The following is a 22,973-nucleotide window of genomic DNA, read 5'->3' as shown; positions in this document are numbered from 1 at the left end:
GTGGGTTGGCAGACCCGGCCCGGTGGGGTGCTCTTGGCGGGACAGCCTCCGAGCCGGGGCAGACCTAACGGTCCATACGGATGGGGCGCTTGTAGTCAGCAGCGCCGCTGATGTAGCGAAAGCTCTTCCGGCCCTTGGTGATGGGCCAGGCGACGACCCCGAGGCTCACGAAGCCGCAGTCCGCGACGGTCTTCTTCAGGACCTGCCACCAGCTCCCCTTGACCTCAATGACGTCGCCCTTGCCAATGTCGATCATGTTCACGTTCCGAGTGCGGACGTTGTTGCCGGTCATCTACGAACTTCCTTTGCGAACGGTGGGCGGGTAGGTCGGTCAGTCGTTCTCGTTGTCCCAGCGCTTGGCTGCGGCCTTGGCGCAGCGGGTGGAGCAGACGTTGGACTTCTTGCTGACGTGCTTGCCGCACCCGAGGCAACGGCCCTGGGCCTCGATCGGACGGACGCGGATACCGGGGTTCTTGGTCTTGCCGAACATCAGGTGGTTCCTTCCATCGGGGTGAAACGGTTGTCGGAAAACAGGTGTGCGGGTTGGTCAGTGGTGGCCGACCCACCGCACCGAGTGGTAGGTGGTGCGGGAGACGGTCAACGCGGCCGCCGTGTCCGCAGCGGATACCGACCGCTCTCGGCGCAGCTCGATCTTGTTCTCGCGGAACATGCGCGTCAGGTGCTTGTCCTGCGCGGCGCGGCTGGTGCCCTGCCAGGACAGGCCAGAACGCACCTTGGTCAGTCGCACCCATCCGCCGCTCGTGTACTCGCGAACCTGGGCGTCCCAGCGGGTTTCCGTAGACATTCCGTGTGTCCTTCCCGGACAGTCAGCGATCGTGAAACGGTTGGTGAAACAGGTGGGGTGCTCAGAGGTGGCCGCGCTCAGCCAGCCGCGGGGCGAGACGGCTGATCTCGGACCAGTGGGCGCGGACCAGGCGGCGGGCGTCGGCGCGCAGCGAGCTTTCCGACCACTTGCGCGATGGGGCGTGTTGGCGGCGCACTTTCTTGAATTTGGCCAGGTCGGCGGACCACCCGCTGGTGTCCAACTTGGTGCCGGTCTTCTCCGAGTGCAGCCGCTGCGCCTCGCACCCGGCCAACCAGAACAGCAGGTAGGCGTGATCGAGAGCGCCGTCGTCGTCATTCGGCCACCGCACCCGACACAACCCGTTCGTCCCCGCACCGCTACCGCTGAGGCGGACCTTCAGCACGCGGATCGACGCGTCCTTGGCGACGACCCAGTGCCCCAGCTCGTGCACGGCCACCGCGAGCCGATGCGGGTGAATCTCACGACTGGCCATCAGGCCACCGCCGTCACGAACGCGGCCACACCCAGCCACAACCAGTGCCACGACTGGTCCAGCGCATAAGCCCCGGTCCCCAGCGACGGGTTGTCGTCACGGTTCTCGCGCGGTGCGCCCATGCGGTAGAACTGGGCGCGGCCGACGATGCGGGCCAGCCACGCCAACGTGGTGCGCCGGTCGGCCCAGTAGTGCGTCACCGCAGAGATCACCTGTCCCAGCAGGAAACCCGGCAGAGAGATCGACAGATCGAACGCCACCCACAGGCCGACGACCAACCACGCGGTGACGACCGTGTAGCCCAGGACGTGAGCCGCACAGGCACGACGACCCGCCCAACCCGGCAGGCCCTTACAACCCGCCTGGTGGCTCGACTGCACCCAGTGGTCCGCCACGTTGTGTGCCACCAGCAACCCCGGCAGCAACACCGCGAACGTCAACCCGGAAGCCGACATCACGCCGCCTCCAGGTCCGACACCACACGACGAACTGGCAGTGCGCGAACAACAGCGTCCAACGCCCGACGCGCCTCACGACGCTCCCGACGCTCCAACGCCGAACCATCCAGCAACGCCGACGTCGGAGCCGCAGGCGGCGACACTCGCAACTCCAGGTAGACCTCCATCAGCAACCTGTCCACCAGGCAAGAACCCGGCCTGAACCGCCCCTGCACCTTCTTGATTCGCTTCTTCATGAGTGCTCCAACCTTGGCGGGCTGTCTAGCCTGAACGCATTGACTAGACAATCTGACAGTCAGGACTCTGCCCGGCCCGGCGTCGGCGTGTCAAGCGGTTGGGCGCATTGAATAGACAAAGCGTCCATCTGGGTGAAGACTTGGGGTATGGCAGCACGAGGCGCACCCCAGGCCGTGTACGTACGGATCGCGAACGCTCTGCGCGGGCAGATCGAGAGCGGGCAGCTCGAACCGGGGCAGCAGCTCCCCACGGAACATGCGCTCGGCGCGGAGTACGAAGTGGCGCGGGCCACGGTCAGGCAAGCACTGACACTCCTAAAGAACGAGGGCCTGATCATTCCCGCTCGACCGCGCGGCTATTTCGTCCGCAAGATTCGACGGTCAATCTATCGACCTCAGGCGGAGTTTCGGCCACGCCCGCACTTCGCTGAGATGGATCAATGGATGGAAGAACAGGCTGAGGACGGGCGAGAGCCATCGCAGACCATCAACGTTGAGATCGTCAATCCGCCTCACGAGATCGCAAACAGACTTGGCCTCAAGCCAGACGAAATGACCGTTGTTCGTCGCCGTATTCGGTATCTTGACGGCGAACCATTTAACGCAAACGACAGTTACTTCCCGCTTTCCCTCGTAAGCACGTCAGAGATCATGGTTCCACATGACATTCAGCGCGGCGCAAATGAGGTTCTGGCGGAACTTGGTGCGCGACAGGTACGCGCAATTGACGAGATTGAAGTGAGGATGCCCACGCCTACAGAGGCAACACAACTCGATTTGGGTCCAGGAACGCCGGTTGCTGTGATCCGCTCGACCGGCTACACGGCAGACGATCGGCCTGTCAGGGCCGTGGTGACCGTACTGCCAGGAACTAAGCACGTGATCGTGTTCGAGCGCGACAGGCTGGACCCCGATGACTGACTATTCGAGCCTGGAAATGCGTGTGGCGGTGCCGGGCGAACTTAATATTGTGCTCGACCTGATGGGTGAGGCTGCCAGTTGGCTGAAGTCCATAGGTGTCGACCAATGGCAAGGCCCGTTCCGTGTGGAGCGAATTGCTGACGGAATCGCGGCGGGTCGCGTCTGGTTCGCGGAAGGCAAACGGGGTGTTGATCGTGAAGTCGTGGGAACAATAACCGTCGACGAGTTCGCAGACATGGATTTTTGGACAGAAGCCGATGATTTGGACTCTGCGCTGTACGTGCACAGGATGGCTGTTCGACGCGAAGATGCCGGACGGGGCATTGGGGCCTTCATGCTCGAATGGGCGGCGAAGCTCGGTAGGGATCATGGCAAGTCACGCTTGCGACTGGATGCCAATCGGGACAACACGTCATTGCAGCGGTACTACCAACGGCTTGGATGGCAACACGTGCGTACGGTCTATCGGTCGTGGCGGCCGTCCGGGGCGCTGTTCGAGCTGCCGTTGGGCCCGCGGGGAAGCTAGCGAGAACGGGTTGCCCTTGGCTGTCCCGGAGGTGACGAGCGCGAGCGCGTCGCTCTGCGATCGCTCCCACGGCTGCTGATCGAGATTGGTCTACATGTGCGGCGTCTTCGCGCTGGAGCCTGATTTTGCGGTAACTGCGGTAACTGCGGTAACCATGCAGGTCAGATGGTTACCGATCGAGGGCTGGTTACCGCAACATCGGTAACCAGGTCGTGGGTTCGCTCCGCTGGTTACCGCAACATCGGTAACCACAGTTCTTGCGGTAACCATCTGACCTGCATGGTTACCGCAGTTACCGCAGTTACCGCAAAATCAGGGTCCGTGAACCCGGTCCGGGTGAGATCGCGATTGGTCTACCGGCCGTCACTGATGGGCCTGCGCCGGGAACGCTGGATCGGATGGGATCTCGCCGCCTTCGCCGTCCAGCGCGACGTCGTACGCGCCACCGGGGTCAAGGTGGTCGAACTCGGGGAGCATGTCGAGCTGCTGCACGACGGTGCCGTTGCGTCCAGCCCAGGGGGCTGAACGACGCTGACACTGGAACCGGGGGAGAGGGCAGCCATGAGAGGCGCGCTAGGACTGGCTGCTCAAGGCGCGGAAGTTGCCCCGATCGGGGCGTAGTCGGGCTGCTCGTGGGGGCCTGAGGCGGTGCTCCTGTGCCGAATGTGTGCCGAAATGGCGGGCGTGAGACCTAAACACGCAGGTCAGAGCGGGTGCGTGGAATGGCCTGTAAATCCGTCGCGAAAGCTTCGAAGGTTCGAATCCTTCACCCGCCACACCAACGAAACAAGCCTATGACCTGTCCGAACGGTCATAGGCTTGTTTCGTTGTGTTCCGGCCCGGTGGGCCCGTTGGGTGCCGCATGCCAATTGCCACTTATGTCGGCACCTGACCCGCTGAATTAAGGCGGGCCCGGCCGCATCCCTGCAAATGCGGCCGGACCCGGTCCCCATCGCGCGCGAGGGCAGCGCGATCGGGAGGTGCCGCCGGGTTTTTCACTTCCCGGCGGACGTCTCTTGAATTTCAGCCCCCATGGTTCGTCGCTGAAATTCTATGAATGACAGGTGTCCGCGAAGCGTCGGGCAGGATGTCGCCCGGCGAATGCGGGGTCGGGAGTCCCCCGTCGAGGACGCGTTCGCCCGCGGTCCCGCCACGGGGCGCCCCTGCCGGCCAGTGGCGGGACCGTGACTTCGGCGTCCCCCGGGTATGCCGGATGCGTCCACCCGTTGCTCCCTTTGGACTGGATGCCTGCGGCCATTTGTCGCACTTTCCGGCCGACGCACTCCGCGCCGACCTGGTGTCACCCGAAAGATGGACGTGTACCACCATGCTCTGTGACTAACTTTCCATTCCTGACTCCGGGAGGGAGTAATGGTGTTGTCTTCGAAAATGAAGCGTCTTTTGCTGGTTGGGCTGTCAATACTGTCTATTACGGTGTCGGCGCCCAGCGCGGTCGCCGATGATGGTGGAAATCGCCGTGACCGGCCGGATGCGGCGAAACCGGTACCCGGCCGCCCCGATCCGAACGCGCCCTGGCTGGAAATGGTCCCGGACGATGGGAAGGATCGTCCGGGGGCCACGACCCAGTACACGGTCGCGGCCTACTACCTGCCGTTCAACTTCTCGTACGACTTCTCCACGAGCCTGGCTTCCCGCTCGTTCTGGCCGTCGTACAACGGCACCGCCTGCGTGAACCTCCGCGCGACCGGCAGCACCGACCCCAGCTACTGGTCGCGCGAAATCAAGGTCGAGATGTGGAACGCCTACGGCGTCGACACCCGCATCGGCCTGCCCGTCCGGTACAAGCTCGACGGGTACTACTACGGGTACTGCTGGTACGGCCTCAACCCGTACAACGAGCACTACTTCCGCCTGACCAAGGACTGGGGCCCCTCCAGAGTCTGGGGCGACGGCTGGGCGTCGCCGAACTGACGCGGTATGGCGGGGGTGGGGCTGGCGCCCCACCTCCGTCGCGGTTGTAAGCCTGTTCATCGCTGCCTGACCCGCATCGCGGTCGTGACCGTGTTCGGGTCGACCATCCGCTCGACGGCCAGGCGGTCCGCGGCGATCTTGCCGAGGTTGACCACCAGGTCCCCGTTGGCCAGCACCACCCGGTTGCCGGGCAGCACGTCTCCCGGCCCGGTCGCCGCGAAGGTCAGCACGCCTGCCCGCTCGACCAGGTCGCCGGGAATGACCGACCGGGCGATCTGGACCGTGCCGATGGAGCCCAGCCCGGTGAGCCTGGTGTCCACCGTCCCGTCCGAGCCGACCACGCCGACCAGCCCCTGCGGGGTGACGATCAAGTCACCCTCGCGCACGTCGCCGAGCGCCTTGGTCGTCTGCCCCGACGTCGTCAGCGTCACCGCTTCGACACTCGCGTCGGTCAGGGCCGGAGCCAGCCGCACCGAGATCGACGCCAGCGCGGCCACCTCGATGGTCGAGTTCCACGCCGCGACCCCGGACTGGCTGATGATCCACACGGCGCCGTCCGACGTGATCGGCTGATTTTCCTCAAGGTGCATGTCGTATATCGACGACCGGAACTTGACCGCCGTCGCCCCCGGCGTGGCCAGCGCGAAGCCGACCGCGCCGCCGCCGCGCAGCTCCTCGTCGCCCGACGCGGGCTTGGCCACGATGAAGCCCACGGCCCGCTGCCCCGGCTCCACCGTCGTCACCGACCGCAGGAACAGCTTCGTCTCGTCGGCGATGCCCTGGATGCTGACCGCGCTGGTGACGAACGCCACCCGGCTGCGCCCGGCGTCCATCGGCGCCACCATGGCGATGACCACCATGCTCGCCGTCCGGTCGACCCGGTTGCCCGCGTAGATCGTCCGCACGGGCCCGGTCGGCCCGTTCTCCCCGGCGCCACGCCAGAGCGCCTCGGCCCGCTCGTGCAGCGCGAAGTCGCCCACCAGGTTGCCGCGCATCGGCCACTCGACGACCGGCGCCGCCGGTGTCGCCAGATCCGGCTCGGTCGGCCGCCAGCTCACGACGAACGCGCCCGCCACCGCGATCAGCACCACGGCCAACGCCGCCACTATCTGCACCGTGTGCTGCCGCTGTTCCCGCCTGCGGGTGTGCACCCTGCGCAGCATCCGGTCGACCTGATCGACGTGCGCGTGCACGTCCATGGCCCCCAGTTCGTGGCGGAGCCGGGCCACGGTCCGGTCCTGCTCGTCCGCGATCATGCCCACCTCCTCTCCAGCGAGGTGACTGCCTGCGCGTGTTGCACGGCCCCCGCCTTCCACGTTTCCCTGACCTTCGCCAGCCCCCGGCTTGTCAGTGATTTGACGGTGCCGACCGAACACCCCAACTCGATCGCGGTCTGCGCCTCGGTCAGATCCAGCCAGAACCGCGCGACCACGGCGGCCCGCTGCCGCGGCGGCAGGATCTGCAGGACCGCGAGGACGTGTTCGCGCGCCACCACGGCACCGGCGAAGTCCTCGAGGTCCAGCTGTCCGGCGATCTCGTCGAGCGTCACCAGCGGTTTGCGCTTGGCTGAGCGCAGAAACTCGTGGTAGATCGCCTTGCGGGCGTAGGCCACCGCGTTGTCCGCGGGCACCTTGCGCCATCTCTTAAGGCAGCGCACCAGCGCTTCCTGCAGGACCTCTTCGGCGTCCCAGCGGCGGCCGGTGAGCATCACGGCGTACCGCAGGAGCTGGTCGTACCGCTCCCGGACGAACCCGTCGAAATCCAGGTCCTCCCGCACACCGCCACCCCCCATCCGCCGCCGATTTCCGTCCCGATCCACCCCCTAGACCGTGGGGAGCGCCGAAAGGTTGCCGCGATCGTCGAACTTTCCCCGATCGGACCCATGACCGCTACCTTCTGGCCCATGACGACGGTGAATCCGCTGGTCGCCCGCACTGTCGCCCAAGGGCTCGCGGGCCGTCGACCGGCGTCGACGGCCGACGCGGTCCGCCGGGTCGTGGCCTTGCAGGCACAGGATGTCCGGGCCAACCGCCTCGCCGTCCGCGCCCGGACCGACGGTCTCACCCGCGCAGACGTCGACTCGGCGGTCACCTCCGGGGAGGTGGTCCGCACGTGGGCGATGCGCGGAACCCTGCACCTGCTCGCCGCCGAGGACGTCGGCTGGATCGTCGCGCTCCTCGGCCCGCGGTTCGCCCACGGCCTGCGCGGTAGGCGGTCCCGGCTCGGCCTGGACGACGACCTCTCCACCCGCGGCGCCGAGCTGATCGCCGACGCCGCGGCCACGCCTCGGACCCGGGCCGAGCTGGTCGAGACCCTGCGCGCTGAGGGCATCGACCTGGACCCCCGCACCCAGGCACCCGCCCACCTGATCGCCTACGCCGCGATGACCGGCCTGATCCGCCGAGGTCCCGACCGCAGTGACGACGAGCCGACCTACGTGCGGTTCGGCGGTCTCCCCGCGGTGGACGAGCAGCGCGCGCTGACCCGGCTCGCGGAGCGGTACCTAGCAGGCCACGCGCCCGCCACCGCCGAGGACTTCGCCACCTGGTCGGGACTGCCGCTGGGGAAGGCCCGGGCCGCGTTCAAGGACGCCGAGGAGCCGCCCGAGCCCGCCGATCCCGGCCGGACGGTCCGGCTGGTCGGCCACTTCGACGCCTACCTGCTGGGTTACCGCGAGCGGCCGGTGCCCGCCGAGCACACGCGCAAGCTCCAGGCGGGTGGCGGGTTCATCATGCCCGCGGTGCTGGTCGACGGCCGCGCGGTCGCGACCTGGCGCCGGACCCGCGGCGAGATCGACGTCGAACCGTTCGGGAAGCTGCCGAAAGGCATCGGCGACGCCGTCGAAGCCGAGATCGTCGACATCGCGCGGTTCCTCGAGGGCTGAACTGCGAACTCGGTGTCCTGGATTGCGAACTCGTTGTCCTGAACGTCGAACTCAGTTGCCTGAGGGGGCGACTCGTTTGCCTGGCGGGGCGACTCGCGGGGTGGGGAGGGTGGGGCGGCGGAGCCAGGTGGTCCACAGGGGGCGGTAGCCGGCCGAGTACCAGAACGGGGTCGAGTACGGGTTGGCCAACGCGTGGTGCAGGAGCGTCACGGGGACGCCCGCGGCGTCGATGACGGCGTGCGCGTGGGCGGTGAGCGCGGCGCCGATCCCGCCCCCGCGCTCGGACTCGACCACGCCGAGACACCCGAGGTAACCCACGGCGGGCGCGGCGACATAGCGGCCCGCCCAGTTCGACACCGGCGGCAGCTGGATGTGGACGAGGCCCACCACCCGGCCCGCGCGCTCGGCCAGCCACACCAGGGGCTCCGGCTGGGACAGCAGGAACACCAGCTGGTTGCGCAGCACCTCCTCGGTGCTGTCGCGCGGCGTGATCTTGCCGAAGGCGGCGTCGAAGCGCACGACCGTCAGGTTCAGCTCGGTCGCCACCGCCAGGTCATCGGCGGTCGCCGCCCGGATGCGCACCCCCGGGTCGCCCGCCTGACCGCCGCGGCCCGCCTTGCGCACCGCGACCACGCTGCACGGCACGAACCCGCGGTGCACCAGCGCCGACACCGCCTCGGTATCGCGACTCGGCATTTCGACCACGGCCGCGGAGTCGCTGTCGCCGGGCGTGACCGTGTCCCTGATCAGGTCCAGCCACCGGTCCAGAAGCACGCCGAGGGTCGCTGCCCGGTCGGCGCCCGCCAGCCGGACGTCCAGGTGGTGCGAGCGCGCGGGCTCCCAACTGCGGGCCGCGAGCCCCTCCGGCAGGTGCTGGAACCAGGTCACCGCCTCCCCACCGTCGACCGACAACCGCGTCCCCGCCCGGAACTCCGCGGGGACGGGAAGCAGGGGATCGGACGCGCCGACGCGGGCTGCGTGCTCGGCGATGGTCGCGGCAGGGTCCACGCCGCTCATCAAAGCGCAGGGGAAAAGATCACCCGCACGGGGTGACCGTAGTCATTCGATGACAATCCGCCGATCGCGTCGGACAGTGTCCACGCGCACGTCACGGTCGGCGCAGTGTCATCAACCTGCGGGGAATGTGGCCGGATCATGGTGTCGGCGGGTAACTAGCACACGTGCCTCTTTCGCCTGATCGGGGTACAGTCAGCGAGCCGTCGGGGGACCCGCCATGTGCGGGGTACACCAACCGGGCCCACCATCGGCCGTCCGAGGAGGTTGCATGCCGGACCACTCAGGCGCGGCCGAACCGGTGGCGACACCGCCGCCGCCCGCTGCTGAAAGCCCGCAGTCTGAAGTCCCGCAGTGGCCTGCCGAGGATCCGGCTCCAAACCGGCGCTTCCTGGTCTTCTCCCTCCTCGTTCTTGTCTCCGCCGTCACCGCCGCCTGCCTGGTGTCGTGGTGGCTTCCCTCGTACCCGCGCCCGCAGCTGATCTGGATCGGCCTGCTGCTCGCCCTCGGGTTCCTGATCGCCGAACAGCTCGCGATCAACATCGACGTCCGCAGCGGGGTGTCGTGGTCGATCTCCTTTTGTGAGATCCCGTTGGTCATCGGCCTGTTCGTGGCGCCGTTCGAAGTCGTCCTCGCCGCGCACCTGGCCGCGGGCGTCGGCACGCTGCTCGTGCGCCGGGTCCACGACCGCATCCTCTACAACGCGGGCGCGATGATCTTCGAGATCTGCTCCGCGTTCGCCACGCTCACCCTGGTCAACCAGCTGCTCGGCGGCTTCGGCCCCTCCTGGGCCGGAGTGATCGCGGGCGCGCTCGTCGCACCGCTGTCGAGCACCCTGCTCGCCCTGGTGTGCGTGCGCATCCTCGGCCGCCGGATGCGCGTCGGCGCGGCTGTCCGCCTGGTCCTGCGCACCCTGGTCCTCGGCATGGTCAACGCCTCTGCGGGCGTGATCGGCTACCAGGTCGCGGTGCACGCCGAGTCCGGCGCGCCGCTGCTGGTCCTCGCGCTCAGCGGCCTGTCCGCCCTCTACCTCGCCTACTCCGGCATGCTGCGCGAACAGCGCGACCTCGAAGCGCTCTCCGAGGTCAGCCTCATCGTCGCCCGCGCCGGGCACCAGGCCGCGGCGAAACCGTCGCTCGGGGTCAGCGAGTCCGCGCGCGTCGAACAGAGCACCGACGACGAGTGGCAGGTCATCGCCGACCGGATCAAAGACCAGCTCGGCGCCGCCCGCGTCGTGCTGCGCCTGCGGTTCGACGCCCAGCAGCCGCTGCACACCGTCGTCTCCGGCGAGGACCTCCCGGCCGAGATGTACGGCGTCGACGCCACCGGCTCCCGCGCCGACGCGCTGCTGCGCCTGCCCGGCTCACAGGTCCGCCACTTCCGCCGCGGCGACGCGGCGCCCGAGATCCGCCACGCGCTGATGCGCCGCGGCGCCGACGAGGCCCTCGTGGTCCCGCTGCGCAGCGGCAGCCACCTGCTCGGCATCGTCGAGGCGCACGACAAGCTGTCGCGCTGGCGCGGCTTCGGCAGGCCCGACGTGCGGCTCATCGGCACCATGGCCAGCCACCTCGCCACCGCCATGGACAACCGCAGGCTGCTCGCGACCCTGCGCCACGACGCCTACCACGACCCGCTGACCGGCCTGCTCAACCGCCTCGGCTTCCGCCGGGCCGCGGGCGACCAGCTGCGCCGCCACCCCGACTCCGTAGTCCTGCGCATCGACCTCGACGTGCTCGCCACCGTCAGCGACGCCCTCGGCTACGCGTGGAGCGACCGGATGGTCGTCGCCGCGGGCCGCAGGCTGCGCGACGAACTCGGCTCCGCCGTGGCCCTGGCCCGGCTCGAGGGCGGCGCCTTCGCCGCGCTCCTCGTCGACACCGACGACGACCGCGCCCACGCCATCGCCGAACGCCTGCGCGCGTCCGTCGCCGCGCCGTACCCGGTCGACCGGCTCACCGTCGAGGCGGGCTCGGTCGTCGGCTACTCCACGCCGAAGTCGCTGGAAGGCGAGAGCCTCGCCGCCGACGTCGACGTCGACGCGCTGCTGCAGCGGGCCGACGTCGCACTGCGGGCCGCGCGGTCCAGCGGCGACAACGTCCGCGTGTACCTGCCCACGATGGGCCAGATCTTCCTGCGCCGCTTCCAGCTCGTCACCCAGTTCCGCCAGGCGCTGGAGACCGGCCAGGTCAAGGTCCACTACCAGCCGAAGGTCGCGCTGCCCAGCCGCCAGGTCCTCGGCGTCGAGGCGCTGGTCCGCTGGCGCCACCCCGAGTTCGGCAAGCTCGACCCCGACGAGTTCGTCCCCGCCGTCGAGGCGGCCGGGCTGATCGACGCGCTGACCGGGTTCGTGATGGACCAGTCCCTCATCCGGGTCCGCAAGTGGCTCGACCGGGGCCTGCGGATCTCCGCCGCGGTCAACCTGTCGGTGCGCAGCCTCGACGACGCCGCGTTCCCCGACCGGGTCGCCGAGGCGCTCGACCGGCACGGCGTGCCGCCGGAGCTGCTCACCCTGGAGCTGACCGAGTCCGGCGTCATGGCCGACCCGCAGCGGGCCCTCCCGGTGCTGCGCAGGCTGCACGCGCTCGGCGTCGTGCTCGCCGTGGACGACTTCGGCACCGGCTACTCGTCGCTGGCCTACCTGCGCCAGCTGCCGGTCGACGAGGTGAAGATCGACAAGAGTTTCGTGCTCGGCATGGGCACCGACCTCGGCGACCACGCGGTGGTCCGCTCGATCGTCGAACTCGGCCACTCGCTCGGCCTCACCGTGGTCGCCGAGGGCGTCGAGGAAGATGTCGCGCGTGATCAGCTCGCGGCCATGGGCTGCGACGTCGCGCAGGGCTACTTGATCTCCCGCCCGCTGTCGGAAAGTCGGCTGGAAGCGTGGCTACAGGCCAGAACCATGCAGGCCAAGGGCTTGCGCGACGAGACCGTGTTGACCTTGCTCTCGTGATGCCACCCCCGGTTTTGGAGCTTTCCGGGAGGCTGTGTAAAGTTACGCCCGTCCCCAGGGACAAGCCCCTTTAGCTCAGTCGGCAGAGCGTCTCCATGGTAAGGAGAAGGTCTACGGTTCGATTCCGTAAAGGGGCTCGACAGATCGGCCGCGTTGCACCGAGATATCCTTGCGGTGTGTCGCGGCTTGATCCATGTCAAAGCGGTGTAGCTCAGCTGGTAGAGCAAGCGGCTCATAATCGCTGTGTCGCCGGTTCAAGTCCGGCCACCGCTACGCGATGGGTCTGAACCCCCACCCGATTTGGGTGGGAACCTGGGCTGGGAAATGGCCCGCCTGGTTGTGATGTGAGAAAGGTACTGCTGTGGCTTCGACGGACGTGCGGCCCAAGATCACGTTGGCGTGTGAGAGCTGCAAGCACCGGAACTACATCACCAAGAAGAACCGGCGTAACGACCCGGATCGCCTGGAGATGAAGAAGTTCTGCCCCAACTGCAAGACTCACCAGCTCCACAAGGAAACTCGCTGACGCGGGTCCAGGACTGATCACCGAAGACCGCCCTACCCGCTGGTAGGGCGGTCTTCGGCATTTGCGGACAACCCTTTGGGTAGCCTTCGCCGGTGGCCTTGGATCAATCATTTGTCGGGCGGTCGTATCCGCCGTCGTCGGTGTACGAGGTAAGTCGGGAGAAGATCCGCGAGTTCGCCCAGGCGATCGGGGACTCCAACCCGCTCTTCGTCGATGTCGAGGCCGCGCGGGCCGCCGGGTATCCGGACGTGATCGCGCCGCCCACCTTCACCACCATCGTGAACCTCGCCGCGATCAACAGGATCGTCAGCGACCCCGAACTCGGCCTGGACTACAGCCGGATGGTGCACGGGGACCAGCGGTTCACCTACCACCGCCCGCTCGTCGCCGGTGACCAGCTCCTCGTGACGGGCTACGTGGACAACATCATGAGCCGCGCGGGCAACGACTTCATCACCCTGCGGGCCGAGATCGCCGACGCGAACGGCGACCCGGTCGTCACCGCCAAGGCCCAGCTCGTCGTGCGCGACGCCGAGGAGGCAGGCGAATGAGCACCCCGCAGGTCGGCGACCCGCTGCCGACGATCGAGGTCACCCTCACCCGCGCCGACCTGGTGCGCTACGCCGGTGCCTCGCTCGACTTCAACCCCATTCACTGGAACGAGCGCTTCGCCCGCGAGGTCGGACTACCCGACGTGATCGCGCACGGGATGCTGACCATGGCCATCGCGGGCCGCGTGGTGAGCGACTGGGGCGGCGAACTGGTCGACTACTCCGCGCGCTTCACCCGGCCCGTCGTCGTGCCCGATGACGACAAGGGAGCGCTGGTCGAGGTGTCCGGCAAGGTCGGCGCGGTCAACGACGACGGCACCGTGCGGATCGACCTCACCGCGAAGTTCGACGGGAAGACCGTGCTCGGCAAGCCGGTGGCGGTTATCCGACCGCGTTCATGAGCTGTTTCAGGGAAGGTCATCGCCAGCCATTGCGGTGACACCTCGACGGGTGCAGGCTGGGCACGCTTCGTGACTGTCGTGACACGCTCCAGGAGGATGTTCGTGGCCGTGAACCTGAACAAGCTGGTCGACAAGGCGTATGAGGACAAGAGCCTGAGCGAGCTGCTCGACGCTCCGCCCTCGGCGCTGGAGGGTCTGACCCCCAAGCACGACGAGCTGCTCGCCGAGCTGGGCATCAAGTCCGTCGCCGACCTGGCGAAGTGGAAGTACGCCGAGCGCGCGTCCGCCATCGCCGCCCTGGCGCCGTTCCAGGCCTGAGCGTCACCGCGCTGGGGAGCCCCGACCGGGCTCCCCAGGCGCGGCTCATCTAGATTTCACAGGGTGACGGCCTCAGAAATGATCTCCTTCGCCCGCGGTGCCCCGTCCCTCGACATCATCGACGTCGACGGCCTCAAAGCCGCCGCGGACGCCGCACTCACCACCGACCCCGGCGGCGCGCTGGGCTACGGCACGGCAGTGGGCTACGTCCCGCTCCGCAAGTACCTCGCCGACCTCCACGGCGTGCCAGTCGAGCAGGTGCTGGTCACCAACGGCTCGATGCAGGCCGACGCGTTCCTCTTCGACGAGCTGGCCAAGCCCGGTCAGCCGGTCATCGTGGAGCGCCCGACCTACGACCGCACGCTGCTGGGCCTGCGCGGCCGCGACGCCGACGTGCGCCCGGTGTCGCTCGACGTCGACGGCATCGACACCGACGAGCTGGCCGCCCTGCTCGAAGGCGGCCTGCGCCCGACGTTCGCGCACATCATCCCCAACTTCCAGAACCCGGCCGGCTACACGCTGAGCCTGGCCAAGCGCAAGCGCCTGCTGGAGCTGGCCGAGCAGTACGACTTCACGATCTTCGAAGACGACCCGTACCGGCTGATCCGGTTCGCGGGCGAGGCGCTGCCCTCGATGCTGGAGCTCGACGAGGGCCGCGGCCGCGTCGTGTTCGCCAGCTCGTTCTCCAAGACCGTGGCACCGGGCACCCGCGTCGGCTACCTGGTCGGGTCGGCCGCGCTGATCGACAAGATCCGCGTGCGCGCGACCAACACCTACATCTCGCCGAACATGCTCGCGCAGGCGATCGTGCACCAGTTCTGCGTCAGCGGCGGCATGGAGCGCTCCATCGCCACCGTCAACGCGGCGCTGGCCGAGCGCGTGGGCGTGCTGTGCGCGGCGCTGGAGAAGCACATCCCGGAGGCGAAGTTCACCGCCCCCGAGGGCGGCTACTTCATGTGGGTGGAGCTGCCCGAGGGCGTGGACGTGGCGAAGCTGCTGCCCGCCGCCGAGGAGCGCGGTGTGACGTTCGTCAAGGGCACCGACTTCCTCATCGAGGGTGGTCAGTCGACCCTGCGCATGGCGTACTCCGGCGTTCGCGTCGACCAGATCGAAGACGGCATCACCCGGCTCGCCGACGCCCTGAAGTCGCTTCAGGTCGCCGCGGGCTGAGCCCACGGCCGGGCTCGAGGTACTCGGTTGCGGTACCTCGGGCCCGGTGCCGTATGCTTCCGTGCTTGAACGCCCTGACGCTCCCCGCTTGGTTAGAGTGGGGATAGTCAAAGGCGTCCGAACGCGGTCCAGCGGCTCGCTGGTGGGCAGCGAAGGGGTGTAGCTCAATTGGTAGAGCAGCGGTCTCCAAAACCGCAGGTTGCAGGTTCAAGTCCTGTCGCCCCTGCGTTTGACGTCCAGCCCGGGTGAACCTCCGGCTGGGCGGTGAATACACACCGAGTTGGAGGAACTGGCGTGGCCGAGGACAAGGAACGGGAAGAGGGGCAGCAGGAGCGCCCTTCTCGTCCGGTCACCGCCGCTGCGCGGCGGGAACGCCGTGGCACGGCTCGCCCGGCCGCCCGTAAGGACGCGGACAGCAAGTCGGACCGGGCGAAGGCCCGGGCCGCGAAGTCCGGCGCCAAGGCCGACTCCGACGCGGCCGACCGCAAGGGTCGGCCCACCCCCGCCAGGGACCGCAAGGAGTCGAAGGGCTCGATCTTCGCCCGCATCTCCCGGTTCCTCCGCGAGGTCGTGGCCGAGCTGCGCAAGGTCATCTGGCCGACGCGCAAGCAGATGATCACCTACACCACCGTGGTGCTGGTGTTCGTGGCCTTCATGGTCGCCCTCATCTCGGGCCTCGACCTGGGTCTCGGCAAGGGCGTGTTCTGGCTGTTCGGCTGAGCTTGCGCCCAGCGGGGCGCGCCGGTCGAATAAGCGGAATACGTGTTGTATGAAAGGAAGCGAGACCAACTGTGACCTCCGAGAACGGCGCCGCGGGCGGCAGTGAGCTGACCAGCCTCACCGACGACGAGGTTGTCACCCCGTCGCCGGAAGGCGATGTCGAGCCCACCGAAGCCACCGAGTCGGACGCCGTGGAGACCGCCGAAGCCGAGACCGCTGTGGAGTCCGAGGACACCGCGAGCGCTCAGGCCGACGCCGCCCCGATCGACGAGGCCCCGGCCGACCCGGCCACCGAGATGCGCGACGCCCTGCGCCGCGCTCCGGGCGACTGGTACGTCGTGCACTCCTACGCGGGCTACGAGAACAAGGTCAAGACCAACCTCGAGACCCGCATCCAGACCCTCGACATGGAGGACTTCATCTTCCAGGTCGAGGTGCCGACCGAAGAGGTCACCGAGATCAAGAACGGCCAGCGCAAGCTGGTGCAGCGCAAGGTGCTGCCCGGCTACATCCTGGTCCGCATGGAGCTCAACGACCCGTCCTGGTCCGCGGTGCGCAACACCCCGGGCGTGACGGGTTTCGTGGGCGCCACCTCCAAGCCGTCCCCGTTGACCATCGACGAGGTGCTGAAGTTCCTCCTCCCGCAGGTCGAGGAAGCCAAGCCCGCGAAGGGCTCGGCGGCGGCGCAGTCGCGCGGCCCGCAGGTCGAGGTGGACTTCGAGATCGGCGAGTCGGTCACCGTCATGGACGGCCCGTTCGCCACGTTGCCCGCCACGATCAGCGAGGTCAACGCCGACGGGCAGAAGCTGAAGGTCCTGGTGTCGATCTTCGGCCGGGAGACCCCGGTCGAGCTGTCGTTCACCCAGGTCTCCAAGATCTGACCGGTCCGAGCACCGGACCGGCCGGCCACCCGGGCGCAGCCATTCGCCCGCGGTGGACAACGCGATAACAGGAAGCACGGAAATGCCACCCAAGAAGAAGAAGCTTGCAGCGATCATCAAGCTGCAGATCACGGCGGGTCAGGCCAACCCGGCGCCGCCGGTCGGCCCCGCGCTTGGTCAGCACGGCGTCAACATCATGGAGTTCTGCAAGGCCTACAACGCCGCGACCGAGTCGCAGCGTGGCACCGTGGTGCCGGTCGAGATCTCCGTGTATGAGGACCGCACGTTCGACTTCAAGCTGAAGACCCCGCCCGCCGCGAAGCTGCTGCTCAAGGCCGCCGGTGTGGACAAGGGCTCGGCCGAGCCGCACAAGGTCAAGGTCGCCAAGGTGACCTGGGACCAGGTCCGCGAGATCGCCGAGACCAAGAAGTCCGACCTCAACGCCAACGACGTCGAGCAGGCCGCGAAGATCATCGCGGGCACCGCTCGCTCGATGGGCATCACGGTCGAATAAGCACCACCCGCTAGACCAAGCAAGTGTGGGAGGGCCAGGCGCTGGTCCGCACCACGACTGATCCGTAACGCCGGGGACGGTTTCCTGCCCCAGGTGTGCAATGAATGTGAAGGAACAGCAATGGCAAAGCGCAGCAAGGCTTACCGTCAGGCGGCCGAGCTGGTCGACCGCGAGCGGCTCTACAGCCCGCTCGAGGCCGCCCAGCTGGCCAAGGAGACCTCCAAGGTCAAGCTCGACGCGACCGTCGAGGTCGCCATGCGACTCGGCGTCGACCCGCGTAAGGCCGACCAGATGGTCCGCGGCACCGTCAACCTGCCGCACGGCACCGGCAAGACCGCCCGCGTCATCGTCTTCGCGACCGGCGACAAGGCCGCCGAGGCCGAGGCCGCGGGCGCCGACGCCGTGGGCTCGGAAGACCTGATCGAGCGCATCCAGGGCGGCTGGCTCGACTTCGACGCCGCGATCGCGACCCCCGACCAGATGGCCAAGGTCGGCCGCATCGCCCGCGTCCTGGGCCCGCGTGGTCTGATGCCGAACCCGAAGACCGGCACCGTGACGCCCGACGTCACCAAGGCGGTCAACGAGATCAAGGGCGGAAAGATCAACTTCCGCGTCGACAAGCAGGCCAACCTGCACTTCGTCATCGGCAAGGCGTCCTTCGACCACGCGAAGCTGGTCGAGAACTACGCCGCCGCCCTGGACGAGGTCCTGCGGGCCAAGCCGTCTTCGGCCAAGGGTCGGTTCCTGAAGAAGGTCACCTTCAGCACCACCATGGGCCCCGGCATCCCCGTCGACCCGGCGCGCACCCGCAACCTCCTCGAGGACGACGCGAACGCCTGATCGACAGCGACATGAAGAAAGGCCCCGCCTCGGCGGGGCCTTTCTTGTTTGTGAAGAGGTTGTGGTGAGGAGATGGCAGCGCAGCCACCAGCATGAACGCAAGGGGCAGAACAGAACGGCCTGTTTGGGTGGTTCGCCTTGATTCGGGGCAAATGGGCCTAAACTTTCGGCGCGGGTGGGCTGTACTTCGCCCACCTTTTGAGCCCGCGCCAGGCCCATTTGGCGGGGTCCCCGAATCAAGGCGAACCACCCAAACAGGCACCCCCGCGCCCGGGCGCCCAGTGCGAAACCTGCTCGCGCCACCCGAGCGGCCCAGCCCCCGCTCAAGCAGCGCGCTTCTTGGCTTTGTCCAACACATCCAGCACCACGACCGCCACAACGATCACCGCGGCCGACACGATCCACCACCAAGGCGAAGGCAGCCGCAGCGGAAACGCCAAGAACGGTTGCCACCCGAACACCTTGGAGACGAACGGCACGACGCCTTCGTAGATCCCCACCAGAAACACCGCCGAAGAAGCACCGTCATACGCACTCATGACGAGCAAGCTATGAGGCGCCTGTCTCAGCGCGCGTCCACCTCAAGTCGGATCAAGGGGTAGGACATGCGGGTTCGGAAGCGAACCCCGAGATCGTCCACTGTTCGCCCCGGGCGTTCGGGATCTTGCGCAGGGTGAACCGTCCCAGCCGCGGGCCATCGCGAACCACCATGTCGCACGAGCTGATCACGACTGTCCCGTCCGCGTTCGGGAGCATCTTCGCGGGAGACGGGAACGAAGGTTCCGCGTACTCATTGGCCGTGCCGACCTGTTCGTTCAGCATGTGCACGGCCGCGTCGCAGTTCGCGGCCCCGAAGGCGTCCGCGAACTTCAGCGCCACCGCCTCGGTCTCGAAACGGGTACAGGCGTCGGGCAGGACGTCTTGGGCGATGTTGTCGTACAGCGCCCGCACCGCCTCCTTGGGTGAGGACGCGAACAGCACGGTCCGCTCGGTCTTCCCCCCGCCGGTCTCCGAAGCGGGCAGCGCCTCGTCCGGTCCGCCCAGGTAGTGCTGGTAGGCCCACATCGCCGCCAACGCCAGCACCAGCAGGAAGATGAGCCGCCGGGCCCACTTGCCGAGCAGGATGCCCAGCCACTTCGGCTTCTTCCGAGGGGGCGGCGAGTTCCGCTGGAATTCCTGGAAGCGCTGGAACTCCTGGAACTCGCGCCACTGCTGGTCCGGCACCGGCCCCGGCGGCACCCCCGGCGGGACGAACGGCGGAGGGGGCAGGTCGGGCTGCTTGCCCCGGTCACCGGACGCGGGGGTCAGTCCCTTGGGCTCTTCGTCGTCGGCCACCTGACCATCATGCCGTGGACCCGATTTGGAGACCGCATAGAGCACCACGTACTCTCATCGGTGGTTCTACCGAAGACCGCTGGTTCCCCCGAGGCGCAAGCCGAGGAGGGCGAAGGTCCCGCGACAGGCGGGCGGCCCGCGCAGGAGGACGAGGAAGTGTCAAGCGCTCGCGCGCTTTTTACGCCCCGTGCCACTGCGCCGGGGCGTTCTGCGTTTCCGGGGCCCTCGATGCCGGCGAATACCCAATGCACATCGAGAGGAGGCGACCATGGCGAAGCCTGACAAGGTGAATGCAGTCGCCGAGATCGCGGACAAGTTCCGCAACAGCTCGGCTGCCGTCGTCACCGAGTACACGGGCCTCACCGTGTCGCAGCTGACGAAGCTGCGTCGCGCTCTCGGCACTGGCACGACCTACCGCGTCGCGAAGAACACCCTCGTCAAGCGGGCAGCCGACGACGCCGGTGTGGAGGGGCTTGAAAACCTCTTCATCGGTCCGACCGGCATCGCCTTCGTCGAGGGCGAACCGGTTGACGCGGCGAAGGCCCTGCGCGATTTCGCGAAGGAAAACAAGGGTCTGGTCATCAAGGGCGGCTACATGGATGGCCGCCCGCTCACGGTGGAAGAGGTCGCGAAGATCGCGGACCTCGACTCCCGTGAGGTGCTGCTCGCCAAGCTGGCGGGCGCGATGAAGGGCAACCTGGCGAAGGCCGCTGGCCTGTTCAACGCCCCGGCGTCGCAGGTCGCCCGCCTGGCCGCTGCTCTGCAGGAGAAGAAGGCCGCCGAGGGCGAGTCCGCCCCCGCCGCCGAGGCTCCCGCCGAGGACGCTGTCGCAGCCGAGAGCTGAACACAACCACCCGGAAATACACCGCGCCCGTTCTACCGGGTGTGCAAGTGAAAGGAACCGCCAACATGGCGAAGCTCAGCACTGACGAGCTGCTCGACGCGTTCAAGGAAATGACGCTGCTGGAGCTCTCCGCGTTCGTGAAGCAGTTCGAGGAGACCTTCGAGGTCACCGCCGCTGCCCCCGTCGCCGTCGCCGCCGTCGGTGGCGCCGCTGCTCCGGCCGAGGCCGCTGAGGAGCAGGACGAGTTCGACGTCGTCCTCGAGTCGGCCGGTGACAAGAAGATCCAGGTCATCAAGGTCGTCCGTGAGGTCGTCTCGGGCCTGGGCCTGAAGGAGGCCAAGGAGCTGGTCGAGGCCGCTCCGAAGGCGATCCTGGAGAAGGTCAACAAGGAGGCCGCCGAGGCCGCCAAGGAGAAGCTGGAAGCCGCTGGCGCCAAGATCTCCGTGAAGTAGTTCTCACTTCACTCCAAAGAGGCCCGGTACCTGCTGGTACCGGGCCTCTTTTGTGTTCTAGCTCATACCCGATTTCCTGTGACAAGGGCCATCCAGGTACGTTCCCAACTCAGCGGTAACTTCGGCAGTAACCCGAAGGCCCCGCTGTCGTTGCATGGAAGACACCGTCCGCACTCGAAGCGGCAGGTAGAACCACAGGTCGGGAGGTTCGATGGGCGCCGAGGTGGTCATCGAGGGTCTGACGAAGTCCTTCGGTAAGCAGGCCATCTGGCGGGATGTCACGTTGACCCTGCCGCCGGGTGAAGTGTCGGTCATGCTCGGGCCCTCGGGCACCGGCAAGTCCGTCTTCCTCAAGTCCATGATCGGGCTGCTCAAGCCCGACCGTGGCAAGTGTGTGATCAACGGTGTCGACATCGTCACCTGCAGCGAGGCCAAGCTCTACGAGACGCGAAAGCTGTTCGGTGTCCTGTTCCAGGACGGCGCGCTGTTCGGCTCGATGAACCTCTACGACAACGTGGCGTTCCCCCTGCGTGAGCACACGAAGAAGTCCGAGGCCGAGATCAAGCGGATCGTCTTGGAGAAGCTCGAGCTCACGGGTCTGTCGGGCGCGGAGAAGAAGCTTCCGGGCGAGATCTCCGGTGGTATGCGCAAGCGCGCCGGCCTGGCCCGCGCCCTGGTGCTCGACCCCGAGATCATCCTGTGCGACGAGCCGGACTCCGGTCTCGACCCGGTCCGCACGGCGTACCTCTCGCAGCTGCTCATCGACCTGAACGCGCAGATCGACGCGACGATCCTCATCGTCACCCACAACATCAACCTGGCCCGGACCGTCCCGGACAACCTGGGCATGCTCTTCCGCAAGGAACTGGTCATGTTCGGCCCCCGCGAGGTGCTGCTGACCAGCGACGAGCCGGTCGTGGAGCAGTTCCTCAACGGCCGCCGCCTCGGCCCGATCGGCATGTCCGAGGAGAAGGACGCCGCCCAGATGGCCCGCGAGCAGGCGCACGCCGACGCCGGTCACTCCGACGGCTCGTCCGAAGAGGACGTGCGTGGTGTCGTCCCGCAGATCGAGCCGACCCCGGGCATGCCCGAGCGGGCCGGTGTGCGCCGCCGCAAGGACCGCGTCATGCGGATCCTGAACACGCTGCCGCACGCCGCGCAGGAAGGCATCATCGAGTCGCTGACCGACGAGGAACGCGCCCGCTACGGCGTGCACTCGCACATGGTCCCGGCCAATGCCGCGGCGCGGCCCCGGCTCGACCAGCCGACCCAGAACTTCCAGCCCGTGCAGCCGTCGCCACGGCCGCGACCGGTGGAGGATCCGCCGCGCGGTTTCCAGGGCGATCTGGCTGATCCCCAGGTGGCCCGGCTCCCGGAGACCAACTGGAAGCCCCCGGGCGGCGCTTCATGACCACGCGCACCGCTCCCGCGAACTTCCCCGGTGCCGGTGCGCTCCGCGAGACCGGTCGGCTGTTCGCGCTCGGTCTCGACGTCGTCGTCAACGTCTTCCGGCGGCCGTTCCAGACCCGCGAGTTCATCCAGCAGTGCTGGTTCATCGCCAGCGTGACGATCCTGCCGACCGCGCTCGTCGCGATCCCGTTCGGCGCGATCGTGGCCCTGCAGCTGGGCACCCTGATCGTGCAGCTCGGCGCGCAGTCGTTCACCGGCGCGGCCAGCGTGCTCGCGATCATCCAGCAGGCCGCCCCGCTGGTCACCGCGCTGCTGGTGGCGGGCGCGGGCGGCAGTGCGGTGTGCGCCGATATCGGCTCACGCACCATCCGCGAGGAGATCGACGCGATGGAGGTGCTCGGCGTCTCGCCGATCCAGCGCCTCGTCGTGCCCCGGGTGCTGGCCTGCATGTTGGTGGCGGTGCTGCTCAACGGCCTGGTCAGTGTCGTCGGCGTGATGGGCGGCTACTTCTTCAACGTCGTGCTGCAGGGCGGGACGCCGGGCGCCTACCTGGCCAGCTTCTCGGCCCTGGCCCAGCTGCCCGACCTGTGGATCAGCGAGCTCAAGGCGCTGATCTTCGGCTTCATCGCGGGCGTCGTGGCCTCCTACCGCGGCCTCAACCCCAAGGGCGGCCCGAAGGGGGTCGGCGACGCGGTGAACCAGTCCGTCGTCATCACCTTCCTGCTGCTGTTCTTCGTCAACTTCGTGCTGACCGCGGTCTACCTCACGGTCGTCCCGGCGAAGGGGAGCTGA

The 22,973-nt window shown here is 67.8% G+C and carries 30 protein-coding genes and 3 tRNA genes; 22 read left to right on the top strand and 11 right to left on the bottom strand.

Annotated features, from left to right (window positions below):
• Positions 1-64: 64 nt before the first annotated feature.
• From C8E96_RS05325 to C8E96_RS05305, 6 genes are all read right to left on the bottom strand, one after another.
• Positions 65-292, bottom strand: a complete 228-nt coding sequence (locus tag C8E96_RS05325; RefSeq protein ID WP_091382754.1) for a hypothetical protein — start codon at positions 290-292, stop codon at positions 65-67.
• Between the two features lie 39 nt (positions 293-331).
• On the bottom strand, positions 332-490 hold the full coding sequence (locus C8E96_RS33095; RefSeq protein WP_166657879.1) for a hypothetical protein: 159 nt from the start codon (positions 488-490) through the stop codon (positions 332-334).
• 57 nt (positions 491-547) lie between these two features.
• Positions 548-805 carry a hypothetical protein gene (locus tag C8E96_RS05320; RefSeq protein ID WP_091382753.1) on the bottom strand — a complete coding sequence of 86 codons (258 nt, stop codon included), beginning with the start codon at positions 803-805 and terminating at the stop codon, positions 548-550.
• A gap of 61 nt (positions 806-866) precedes the next feature.
• Positions 867-1,298: a M50 family metallopeptidase gene (locus C8E96_RS05315; protein ID WP_091382751.1), complete on the bottom strand. Its 432-nt coding sequence runs from the start codon at positions 1,296-1,298 to the stop codon at positions 867-869.
• Positions 1,298-1,753, bottom strand: a complete 456-nt coding sequence (locus tag C8E96_RS05310; RefSeq protein WP_091382749.1) for a DUF3307 domain-containing protein — start codon at positions 1,751-1,753, stop codon at positions 1,298-1,300. The genes C8E96_RS05315 and C8E96_RS05310 overlap by 1 nt, the downstream gene beginning before the upstream one ends.
• Positions 1,753-1,992: a hypothetical protein gene (locus C8E96_RS05305; protein ID WP_091382746.1), complete on the bottom strand. Its 240-nt coding sequence runs from the start codon at positions 1,990-1,992 to the stop codon at positions 1,753-1,755. The genes C8E96_RS05310 and C8E96_RS05305 overlap by 1 nt, the downstream gene beginning before the upstream one ends.
• A gap of 174 nt (positions 1,993-2,166) precedes the next feature.
• Between C8E96_RS05305 and C8E96_RS05300 the strand changes: the two genes are divergently transcribed.
• The 4 genes from C8E96_RS05300 (at position 2,167) to C8E96_RS05285 (ending at position 5,371) form a co-directional block, all read left to right on the top strand.
• A complete protein-coding gene (locus C8E96_RS05300) occupies positions 2,167-2,913 on the top strand; it encodes a GntR family transcriptional regulator (protein ID WP_228770218.1) in 747 nt (248 codons plus the stop codon).
• Positions 2,906-3,439, top strand: a complete 534-nt coding sequence (locus tag C8E96_RS05295) for a GNAT family N-acetyltransferase (RefSeq protein ID WP_091382741.1) — start codon at positions 2,906-2,908, stop codon at positions 3,437-3,439. Before C8E96_RS05300 ends, C8E96_RS05295 begins: the two co-directional genes overlap by 8 nt.
• Before the next feature lie 336 nt (positions 3,440-3,775).
• Entirely contained in the window at positions 3,776-3,964 is a 189-nt protein-coding gene (locus C8E96_RS05290) for a hypothetical protein (protein ID WP_133794190.1), read from the top strand.
• A gap of 909 nt (positions 3,965-4,873) precedes the next feature.
• Positions 4,874-5,371 carry a hypothetical protein gene (locus tag C8E96_RS05285; protein WP_133794188.1) on the top strand — a complete coding sequence of 166 codons (498 nt, stop codon included), beginning with the start codon at positions 4,874-4,876 and terminating at the stop codon, positions 5,369-5,371.
• A gap of 56 nt (positions 5,372-5,427) precedes the next feature.
• On the opposite strand, the gene C8E96_RS05280 is transcribed toward C8E96_RS05285, so the two are convergent.
• On the bottom strand, positions 5,428-6,627 hold the full coding sequence (locus C8E96_RS05280) for a hypothetical protein (RefSeq protein WP_133794186.1): 1,200 nt from the start codon (positions 6,625-6,627) through the stop codon (positions 5,428-5,430).
• On the bottom strand, positions 6,624-7,148 hold the full coding sequence (locus C8E96_RS05275; RefSeq protein WP_166657878.1) for a SigE family RNA polymerase sigma factor: 525 nt from the start codon (positions 7,146-7,148) through the stop codon (positions 6,624-6,626). Before C8E96_RS05275 ends, C8E96_RS05280 begins: the two co-directional genes overlap by 4 nt.
• Positions 7,149-7,274: 126 nt before the next feature.
• Here C8E96_RS05275 and C8E96_RS05270 point away from each other — a divergent pair, with 126 nt between their 5' ends.
• Positions 7,275-8,255 (top strand): winged helix DNA-binding domain-containing protein, encoded by a 981-nt coding sequence (locus C8E96_RS05270; protein ID WP_166657877.1) that lies wholly within the window; start codon positions 7,275-7,277, stop codon positions 8,253-8,255.
• A gap of 51 nt (positions 8,256-8,306) precedes the next feature.
• On the opposite strand, the gene C8E96_RS05265 is transcribed toward C8E96_RS05270, so the two are convergent.
• The gene (locus C8E96_RS05265) at positions 8,307-9,272 is read right to left on the bottom strand and encodes a GNAT family N-acetyltransferase (RefSeq protein WP_091382729.1); all 966 of its coding nucleotides are present in this window, start codon (positions 9,270-9,272) and stop codon (positions 8,307-8,309) included.
• Positions 9,273-9,540: 268 nt separating this feature from the next.
• Here C8E96_RS05265 and C8E96_RS05260 point away from each other — a divergent pair, with 268 nt between their 5' ends.
• The 13 genes from C8E96_RS05260 to rplA all read left to right on the top strand — a co-directional run bounded on the left by C8E96_RS05260 (position 9,541) and on the right by rplA (position 18,140).
• Positions 9,541-12,219 carry a putative bifunctional diguanylate cyclase/phosphodiesterase gene (locus C8E96_RS05260; protein ID WP_091382727.1) on the top strand — a complete coding sequence of 893 codons (2,679 nt, stop codon included), beginning with the start codon at positions 9,541-9,543 and terminating at the stop codon, positions 12,217-12,219.
• 64 nt (positions 12,220-12,283) lie between these two features.
• Positions 12,284-12,356, top strand: a tRNA-Thr gene (locus tag C8E96_RS05255).
• Between the two features lie 63 nt (positions 12,357-12,419).
• A tRNA-Met gene (locus C8E96_RS05250) sits at positions 12,420-12,492 on the top strand.
• Positions 12,493-12,580: 88 nt separating this feature from the next.
• Positions 12,581-12,745 carry a 50S ribosomal protein L33 gene (gene rpmG / locus C8E96_RS05245; RefSeq protein WP_091382724.1) on the top strand — a complete coding sequence of 55 codons (165 nt, stop codon included), beginning with the start codon at positions 12,581-12,583 and terminating at the stop codon, positions 12,743-12,745.
• 92 nt (positions 12,746-12,837) lie between these two features.
• The gene (locus tag C8E96_RS05240) at positions 12,838-13,296 is read left to right on the top strand and encodes a MaoC family dehydratase N-terminal domain-containing protein (protein ID WP_091382721.1); all 459 of its coding nucleotides are present in this window, start codon (positions 12,838-12,840) and stop codon (positions 13,294-13,296) included.
• Complete coding sequence (locus C8E96_RS05235; RefSeq protein WP_091382719.1) at positions 13,293-13,697, top strand: MaoC family dehydratase; 405 nt, start codon at positions 13,293-13,295, stop codon at positions 13,695-13,697. Before C8E96_RS05240 ends, C8E96_RS05235 begins: the two co-directional genes overlap by 4 nt.
• Before the next feature lie 102 nt (positions 13,698-13,799).
• Positions 13,800-14,015, top strand: coding sequence for a hypothetical protein (locus tag C8E96_RS05230; protein ID WP_091382932.1), 216 nt, complete (start codon positions 13,800-13,802; stop codon positions 14,013-14,015).
• A gap of 63 nt (positions 14,016-14,078) precedes the next feature.
• The gene (locus tag C8E96_RS05225; RefSeq protein WP_091382718.1) at positions 14,079-15,185 is read left to right on the top strand and encodes an aminotransferase-like domain-containing protein; all 1,107 of its coding nucleotides are present in this window, start codon (positions 14,079-14,081) and stop codon (positions 15,183-15,185) included.
• Positions 15,186-15,338: 153 nt separating this feature from the next.
• A tRNA-Trp gene (locus tag C8E96_RS05220) sits at positions 15,339-15,411 on the top strand.
• A gap of 68 nt (positions 15,412-15,479) precedes the next feature.
• Positions 15,480-15,905 (top strand): preprotein translocase subunit SecE, encoded by a 426-nt coding sequence (gene secE, locus C8E96_RS05215; RefSeq protein WP_091382715.1) that lies wholly within the window; start codon positions 15,480-15,482, stop codon positions 15,903-15,905.
• Positions 15,906-15,976: 71 nt separating this feature from the next.
• A complete protein-coding gene (nusG, locus tag C8E96_RS05210; RefSeq protein ID WP_091382713.1) occupies positions 15,977-16,786 on the top strand; it encodes a transcription termination/antitermination protein NusG in 810 nt (269 codons plus the stop codon).
• Between the two features lie 82 nt (positions 16,787-16,868).
• Positions 16,869-17,300, top strand: a complete 432-nt coding sequence (gene rplK, locus C8E96_RS05205; RefSeq protein ID WP_091382711.1) for a 50S ribosomal protein L11 — start codon at positions 16,869-16,871, stop codon at positions 17,298-17,300.
• A gap of 120 nt (positions 17,301-17,420) precedes the next feature.
• Positions 17,421-18,140 carry a 50S ribosomal protein L1 gene (gene rplA, locus C8E96_RS05200; RefSeq protein ID WP_091382710.1) on the top strand — a complete coding sequence of 240 codons (720 nt, stop codon included), beginning with the start codon at positions 17,421-17,423 and terminating at the stop codon, positions 18,138-18,140.
• Between the two features lie 323 nt (positions 18,141-18,463).
• Here the strand turns inward: rplA and C8E96_RS05195 are convergent, their stop codons facing one another.
• Positions 18,464-18,679 carry a hypothetical protein gene (locus C8E96_RS05195; RefSeq protein WP_091382931.1) on the bottom strand — a complete coding sequence of 72 codons (216 nt, stop codon included), beginning with the start codon at positions 18,677-18,679 and terminating at the stop codon, positions 18,464-18,466.
• Positions 18,680-18,731: 52 nt separating this feature from the next.
• Entirely contained in the window at positions 18,732-19,475 is a 744-nt protein-coding gene (locus C8E96_RS05190; protein ID WP_091382708.1) for a hypothetical protein, read from the bottom strand.
• A gap of 268 nt (positions 19,476-19,743) precedes the next feature.
• Here C8E96_RS05190 and rplJ point away from each other — a divergent pair, with 268 nt between their 5' ends.
• The 4 genes from rplJ (at position 19,744) to C8E96_RS05170 (ending at position 22,973) form a co-directional block, all read left to right on the top strand.
• Positions 19,744-20,319, top strand: a complete 576-nt coding sequence (gene rplJ / locus C8E96_RS05185; protein ID WP_091382706.1) for a 50S ribosomal protein L10 — start codon at positions 19,744-19,746, stop codon at positions 20,317-20,319.
• Between the two features lie 65 nt (positions 20,320-20,384).
• The gene (gene rplL / locus C8E96_RS05180) at positions 20,385-20,771 is read left to right on the top strand and encodes a 50S ribosomal protein L7/L12 (RefSeq protein WP_091382704.1); all 387 of its coding nucleotides are present in this window, start codon (positions 20,385-20,387) and stop codon (positions 20,769-20,771) included.
• Positions 20,772-20,982: 211 nt separating this feature from the next.
• Entirely contained in the window at positions 20,983-22,182 is a 1,200-nt protein-coding gene (locus C8E96_RS05175; protein WP_091382702.1) for an ABC transporter ATP-binding protein, read from the top strand.
• Positions 22,179-22,973 (top strand): MlaE family ABC transporter permease, encoded by a 795-nt coding sequence (locus C8E96_RS05170; RefSeq protein ID WP_091382700.1) that lies wholly within the window; start codon positions 22,179-22,181, stop codon positions 22,971-22,973. The genes C8E96_RS05175 and C8E96_RS05170 overlap by 4 nt, the downstream gene beginning before the upstream one ends.

It is taken from the genome of Actinokineospora alba (assembly GCF_004362515.1).
Classification (GTDB): domain Bacteria; phylum Actinomycetota; class Actinomycetes; order Mycobacteriales; family Pseudonocardiaceae; genus Actinokineospora; species Actinokineospora alba.
Note: the sequence above shows the minus strand (reverse complement) of the source record. Positions and strands in the feature narration are given on the sequence as shown.

Bases quoted from the DNA above. Each gene is read 5' to 3' on its own strand.
- C8E96_RS05325 (WP_091382754.1), bottom strand. From the start codon at position 292: ATGACCGGCAACAACGTCCGCACTCGGAACGTGAACATGATCGACATT.
- C8E96_RS33095 (WP_166657879.1), bottom strand. From the start codon at position 490: ATGTTCGGCAAGACCAAGAACCCCGGTATCCGCGTCCGTCCGATCGAG.
- C8E96_RS05320 (WP_091382753.1), bottom strand. From the start codon at position 805: ATGTCTACGGAAACCCGCTGGGACGCCCAGGTTCGCGAGTACACGAGC.
- C8E96_RS05315 (WP_091382751.1), bottom strand. From the start codon at position 1,298: ATGGCCAGTCGTGAGATTCACCCGCATCGGCTCGCGGTGGCCGTGCAC.
- C8E96_RS05310 (WP_091382749.1), bottom strand. From the start codon at position 1,753: ATGTCGGCTTCCGGGTTGACGTTCGCGGTGTTGCTGCCGGGGTTGCTG.
- C8E96_RS05305 (WP_091382746.1), bottom strand. From the start codon at position 1,992: ATGAAGAAGCGAATCAAGAAGGTGCAGGGGCGGTTCAGGCCGGGTTCT.
- C8E96_RS05295 (WP_091382741.1), top strand. From the start codon at position 2,906: ATGACTGACTATTCGAGCCTGGAAATGCGTGTGGCGGTGCCGGGCGAA.
- C8E96_RS05280 (WP_133794186.1), bottom strand. From the start codon at position 6,627: ATGATCGCGGACGAGCAGGACCGGACCGTGGCCCGGCTCCGCCACGAA.
- C8E96_RS05270 (WP_166657877.1), top strand. From the start codon at position 7,275: ATGACGACGGTGAATCCGCTGGTCGCCCGCACTGTCGCCCAAGGGCTC.
- C8E96_RS05265 (WP_091382729.1), bottom strand. From the start codon at position 9,272: ATGAGCGGCGTGGACCCTGCCGCGACCATCGCCGAGCACGCAGCCCGC.
- C8E96_RS05260 (WP_091382727.1), top strand. From the start codon at position 9,541: ATGCCGGACCACTCAGGCGCGGCCGAACCGGTGGCGACACCGCCGCCG.
- C8E96_RS05235 (WP_091382719.1), top strand. From the start codon at position 13,293: ATGAGCACCCCGCAGGTCGGCGACCCGCTGCCGACGATCGAGGTCACC.
- rplK (WP_091382711.1), top strand. From the start codon at position 16,869: ATGCCACCCAAGAAGAAGAAGCTTGCAGCGATCATCAAGCTGCAGATC.
- rplA (WP_091382710.1), top strand. From the start codon at position 17,421: ATGGCAAAGCGCAGCAAGGCTTACCGTCAGGCGGCCGAGCTGGTCGAC.
- C8E96_RS05195 (WP_091382931.1), bottom strand. From the start codon at position 18,679: ATGAGTGCGTATGACGGTGCTTCTTCGGCGGTGTTTCTGGTGGGGATC.
- rplJ (WP_091382706.1), top strand. From the start codon at position 19,744: ATGGCGAAGCCTGACAAGGTGAATGCAGTCGCCGAGATCGCGGACAAG.
- rplL (WP_091382704.1), top strand. From the start codon at position 20,385: ATGGCGAAGCTCAGCACTGACGAGCTGCTCGACGCGTTCAAGGAAATG.
- C8E96_RS05175 (WP_091382702.1), top strand. From the start codon at position 20,983: ATGGGCGCCGAGGTGGTCATCGAGGGTCTGACGAAGTCCTTCGGTAAG.
- C8E96_RS05170 (WP_091382700.1), top strand. From the start codon at position 22,179: ATGACCACGCGCACCGCTCCCGCGAACTTCCCCGGTGCCGGTGCGCTC.